5 protein-coding genes and 3 pseudogenes are annotated in these 4,518 nt (G+C 54.7%); 6 read left to right on the top strand and 2 right to left on the bottom strand.

The genetic code is table 11. The features are described 5' to 3' along the window. Nucleotides 1-79: 79 nt before the first annotated feature. Nucleotides 80-451 (top strand): transposase, encoded by a 372-nt coding sequence (locus Q0835_RS29395; RefSeq protein ID WP_366142421.1) that lies wholly within the window; start codon nt 80-82, stop codon nt 449-451. A 246-nt stretch (nt 452-697) separates the two neighbouring features. On the opposite strand, the pseudogene Q0835_RS29390 reads toward Q0835_RS29395, so the two are convergent. After that, nucleotides 698-913 (bottom strand): annotated as a pseudogene (locus Q0835_RS29390) (IS6 family transposase); the annotation flags it as partial. Nucleotides 914-1,048: 135 nt separating this feature from the next. Here Q0835_RS29390 and queC point away from each other — a divergent pair. The 4 genes and pseudogenes from queC to queF all read left to right on the top strand — a co-directional run. After that, complete coding sequence (gene queC, locus Q0835_RS29385) at nt 1,049-1,747, top strand: 7-cyano-7-deazaguanine synthase QueC (RefSeq protein WP_298966947.1); 699 nt, start codon at nt 1,049-1,051, stop codon at nt 1,745-1,747. Next, a complete protein-coding gene (gene queD, locus Q0835_RS29380) occupies nt 1,747-2,100 on the top strand; it encodes a 6-carboxytetrahydropterin synthase QueD (protein ID WP_298966944.1) in 354 nt (117 codons plus the stop codon). The genes queC and queD overlap by 1 nt, the downstream gene beginning before the upstream one ends. Next, a complete protein-coding gene (gene queE / locus Q0835_RS29375) occupies nt 2,079-2,798 on the top strand; it encodes a 7-carboxy-7-deazaguanine synthase QueE (RefSeq protein WP_298966941.1) in 720 nt (239 codons plus the stop codon). The genes queD and queE overlap by 22 nt, the downstream gene beginning before the upstream one ends. 18 nt (nt 2,799-2,816) lie before the next feature. Next, nucleotides 2,817-3,086, top strand: a pseudogene (queF, locus tag Q0835_RS29370) (preQ(1) synthase); the annotation flags it as partial. A 99-nt stretch (nt 3,087-3,185) separates the two neighbouring features. On the opposite strand, the pseudogene Q0835_RS29365 reads toward queF, so the two are convergent. Continuing rightward, nucleotides 3,186-3,496 (bottom strand): annotated as a pseudogene (locus Q0835_RS29365) (recombinase family protein); the annotation flags it as partial. Nucleotides 3,497-3,844: 348 nt separating this feature from the next. Here Q0835_RS29365 and Q0835_RS29360 point away from each other — a divergent pair. Further along, a complete protein-coding gene (locus tag Q0835_RS29360; protein ID WP_298966938.1) occupies nt 3,845-4,318 on the top strand; it encodes a hypothetical protein in 474 nt (157 codons plus the stop codon). Nucleotides 4,319-4,518: the final 200 nt, after the last annotated feature.

The following is a 4,518-nucleotide window of genomic DNA, read 5'->3' as shown; positions in this document are numbered from 1 at the left end:
CCTGTTCACTCCTACTGAATGCAGGAACTTCTTCAAACACGCTGGATATGAATGCAATTAAACGCGACACGCTTTAGGAATTGGGCCAATCGCAGCTATGGTTATCGAGGCATTCGCGCCGGATATGACGCATTTCGAAAAAGGCCGCGACTTCGCCGCTTGGCTTGGGCTCGTGCCCAAACAGAATTCATCTGGCGGTAAGATTCGCCTTGGGCAAACCAGCAAAATGGGTCAACGCGATATTCGCCGCGCGCTTATAACAGGTGCCATGAGCCGGATTACAGGACATGCAAGACAAAGCAGCAGCGCCGCGCCTTGGCTTCAAGACAAATTAGATAGCAAACCCAAGATGGTTGCGGCGATTGCTCTTGCCAACAAGATAGCGCGTCAGATCTGGGCTATGATCACGAAAGAAGAGAACTACCAACCAGACCAGACCGCTGCTGCATAAGGATCTGCTCGCTCTAACCAGCGGCAGTAAGCAAAGACTGCACCATCAAAATCTGGGATCAAACACCTAGATTGGGGTTGGGCGCCATAGGAGCCCGCGGAATCGAATTGGGCCCAATCAGCGAACTGACCATCTTGGCCCGAGGCGCGTGAAAAGCCGCAATTCGAGGCCTGACACACGACCGCAATCAATCGCTGACAATCAGATCAGAAAATCCTTGCAAACCCGAGGGTATCCACACACGACCTTGTTGTTGGGCTTTGGCCGGTCCCGGCGAATCAGCGCGCGAAATGCCGGCCAAACCGGTTTACCCAGTTGCGGATCGCTGCCCGGCTGACGAAAATACCCCGCTCTGAAAGGAGGTCTTCAACATCTGCCGTACTCAGCGCAAACCGCGTAGGGAATGATCGACTTGGGAAAACGAAAGTCCTTGAGACGCGGAAAATCGGAACTCTGAAACATCACAGATATCGACCAGTGCTGAACCACGTCAACAACTTAGCAATCCCCATAACTACATTGAGTTTGCCCCCAATTTGCCATACTGCACTGCCTGCCGGTCGCAGCCTACCCGGTTATAAAACAAGGACTGACATCATGAAAACAACTTTGGTCTGCTCAGGCGGACTGGATTCCGTGTTGCTGGCGCATGTGCTGGCGGATCAGGGCGGCTTGTCGCGACTGGTCTCGTTCGACTATGGACAGCGACATACTAGGGAACTCGACTTCGCGGCCGCCTGTGCCAAACGGCTGGGTGTGCCGCATCATGTGATCGACCTGCGCTCGGTCGGTGTGACGTTGACCGGATCGGCTTTGACCGACGATCTGGATGTACCGGATGGGTATTATGAAGAAGAGAGCATGAAGGTGACCGTGGTCCCCAACCGCAACGCCATCATGCTGAGCGTTGCGTATGGCATCGCAGCGGCGCAGGGGGATGATGCGGTGGCGACGGCAGTGCATGGCGGGGATCATTTCATCTATCCCGATTGCCGCCCCGCCTTCACCGATGCATTCGACACCATGCAACGCGCGGCGCTGGATGGCTACGCGGATGTCGCGCTGCATGTGCCGTTCGTTCACCGATCAAAAGCTGAAATCGTGGCCGAGGGCGCGCGGGTCGACGTGCCATTTGACCAGACGTGGTCTTGCTACAAAGGCGGAGCGCTGCATTGCGGGCGCTGCGGCACCTGTGTGGAGCGGCGCGAAGCGTTTGATTTGGCAGGTGTTCCCGACCCAACCGTCTATGCCGATCCCGATTTCTGGCGGCAGGCGGTGGAAAGGAAACGCGCCTGATGTACCGGATCACCAAGGAATTCCACTTCTCCGCTTCGCATCAACTGACCCATCTGCCGGACGACCACCAATGCGCGCGGATGCACGGGCACAATTATATCGTCGTGGTTGAACTGGCCTCCGACAAACTAAATCAGGACGGGTTCGTCCGGGATTATCATGAACTGAAGCCATTCAAGAGCTACATTAACGACACGTTCGACCACCAGAACCTGAATGATTTGTTGGACTGTGTAACGACCGCTGAGAATATGGCCCGCCACTTCTATGACTGGTGCGCGGCGCGCTGGCCGGAAACGGCGGCGGTGAAGGTGTCCGAGACGCCCAAGACATGGGCCGAGTATCGGCCATGACCCTACGCATCGCCGAAATCTTTGGCCCCACTGTGCAGGGCGAAGGAGCGTTGATTGGCCAGCCCACAGTGTTCGTGCGCTCGGGCGGGTGCGATTTTCGCTGCGCCTGGTGCGACAGCCTGCACGCGGTCGACAACGCCTTTCGCCATGACTGGCGCGCTCTGAGCACCGAAGAGGTCTGGACTACAGTTCAGCACCTGTCCGGCGGGCGGCCTCTGACCGTGTCTCTTTCGGGCGGCAACCCGGCCATTCAGGATTTTGGCCCGCTGATCCGGCGCGGTCTGGATGAAGGCTATCGCTTTGCCTGCGAGACCCAAGGTTCACTTGCCAAGCCATGGTTTTCGAACCTTGAGATGCTGGTCCTCAGCCCAAAACCGCCCAGCAGCGGCGAGCAGATGGATTGGGTCGCATTCGACGCTTGTCTGACTATGCGCCCAGATAACACGGTCCTGAAGATCGTGATCTTCGATGATACCGATTTCCATTGGGCTCAGGACGTGGCCGAGCGCTACCCGGAGTTACCACTGTATCTACAGCCAGGCAATCCGGAAACCGACCCCGATCTGCCTGTCGATCTGAACCATGCCACAGGACGGCTGGAATGGCTGATCGCCAAGACCCTGAACATCGGATGGTTCACCCCGCGCATCCTGCCTCAGCTTCATGTGCTGGTCTGGGACAATAAGCGTGGCGTTTAAGACGAATTGGAGACGAATATGAGCGATATCTACAGCAATCTCTCCCAACTGGGCGGTGACACCGTCCTGCCCTCAAACCCTGAAGAGGCTGTTCTGGAGCATATACAGAACCCACAGGCCGATGTGGACTACAATGTGCGTTTCACCGCACCCGAGTTCACCACGCTCTGCCCGATGACTGGGCAACCGGATTATGCCCATCTGGTCATCGACTATGTGTCGGGAGACTGGCTGGTCGAGCGCAAATCCCTGAAATTCTTCCTCGGCGCGTTCCGCAACCACGGTGCGTTGGGCCTATCGGTATAAAGGTACGCGAGGTCTCTCAGGAATGATCTTTTTTCGGTCCCTTTGTATTTGCAGGACGACGTATCAGTTTGGCGCGTTTCGTTAGGTTTCCGCGTTGATTGCCTCGTAGAGTGCGGTCTTCCCAACTTTGATGCGGGCGGCGGCTTCGCGGACAGTCAGGCCCTTTTCGATTAACATTTTTGCGCGCGCCAGTTTTCTGCTGTGACTACTGCCTTGCGTCCGCCTTTTAGCCCGCGCGCGACAGCGGCGCTCAGGCCAGCGCGGGTTCTCTCTCGGATGAGGTTGCGTTCGAACTGGGCAAGGGCACCGAACAGATGAAAGACGGGTGTTCCCCCGCTCGTTGTCGTGTCGATGCCTTCAGTCAGAGACCTGAGAGTCCGACTCAAAAGTTCAGGAAACGAAACAATAAGTTGCGAGCCTTCGGATCATTAGGTGTTTGATCCCAGATTTTGATGGTGCAGTCTTTTCTCCCGAATGGAAGGATGCACTATGGGACAGGTTTTACACGGGAGCGCCACAACGACAAAGGCTATCCGGATCTGGATCAACTTTTCGTTGATGGAAAAGCGGAAAAAGGACGTGCGCGTATTCAGAAAGGAGCACAGGTATCATTTTGGGACGCACAGCAACGTCAAGCGCTCTACTGTTGAAGAATATCTGATTGTTGGTCAATAATGCTCAGAGTTCACCAGGGATTTGAAGAAATTATTGATAGCCTGTCGCCGCTCGACGTCGACTGGATGGATGATGTTGCCGAAGCCATTATGGATCGGATCCGGTCTCTCGAAATGAAACCTGAATACAGTCGCGAGGATATCGCCGCACTCGTTGAAGCGCGTTCGGGCAGCGATTTTGAAGTCTCTCGATTTTGCGTTGGACTTTTTCTTGGGTTCTCAAAGGACAAACTCGAAGTTGAGTTGAAAGAGCGCCTCGGCGAGGGCGGAACAGGAACCAAACGTTATCAGAAGGATCAAGAATTCTTTCTTGATGTGCTAGAAGAAATGGGCTTACGGGATGCGATCATTCAAGCGAAGCGACCGGATACGAATCTGCTGTTCGTCACCGACGGATTGACGTGGAAAGCAAGACAAAACGATCTGCGCAAAATTGTGCTGCGGCAGAACGATGGGCGCATCACGCGGATTTATACGAAGCAGATGAGAGATCAATTCGTTGACGATCTGCAGACACTGAAAGTCGAGTTCGGAATATAACCAATTCCTAATATTGGCGCCGAATGACATCATAGGCGCCACAGGGCGATGGTAGTAGTCCGAGCTTGTGTGCCGAGTATCCAACATGCGCTTGCGAAGGTAGTGTCGCAAATTTTATAGGCCTTTCATTTCCAGCTGGGTCTCCATTTTGATGTTCCAAGGTACGTTTCGTTTCTTAGTTTCAAAGGCTCCCATTTTCC

Origin of the sequence: uncultured Roseibium sp., assembly GCF_947499295.1 — a bacterium.
Lineage (GTDB): Bacteria > Pseudomonadota > Alphaproteobacteria > Rhizobiales > Stappiaceae > Roseibium.
Note: the sequence above shows the minus strand (reverse complement) of the source record. Positions and strands in the feature narration are given on the sequence as shown.

Bases quoted from the DNA above. Each gene is read 5' to 3' on its own strand.
- queC (WP_298966947.1), top strand. From the start codon at position 1,049: ATGAAAACAACTTTGGTCTGCTCAGGCGGACTGGATTCCGTGTTGCTG.
- queD (WP_298966944.1), top strand. From the start codon at position 1,747: ATGTACCGGATCACCAAGGAATTCCACTTCTCCGCTTCGCATCAACTG.
- queE (WP_298966941.1), top strand. From the start codon at position 2,079: ATGGGCCGAGTATCGGCCATGACCCTACGCATCGCCGAAATCTTTGGC.
- Q0835_RS29360 (WP_298966938.1), top strand. From the start codon at position 3,845: ATGGATGATGTTGCCGAAGCCATTATGGATCGGATCCGGTCTCTCGAA.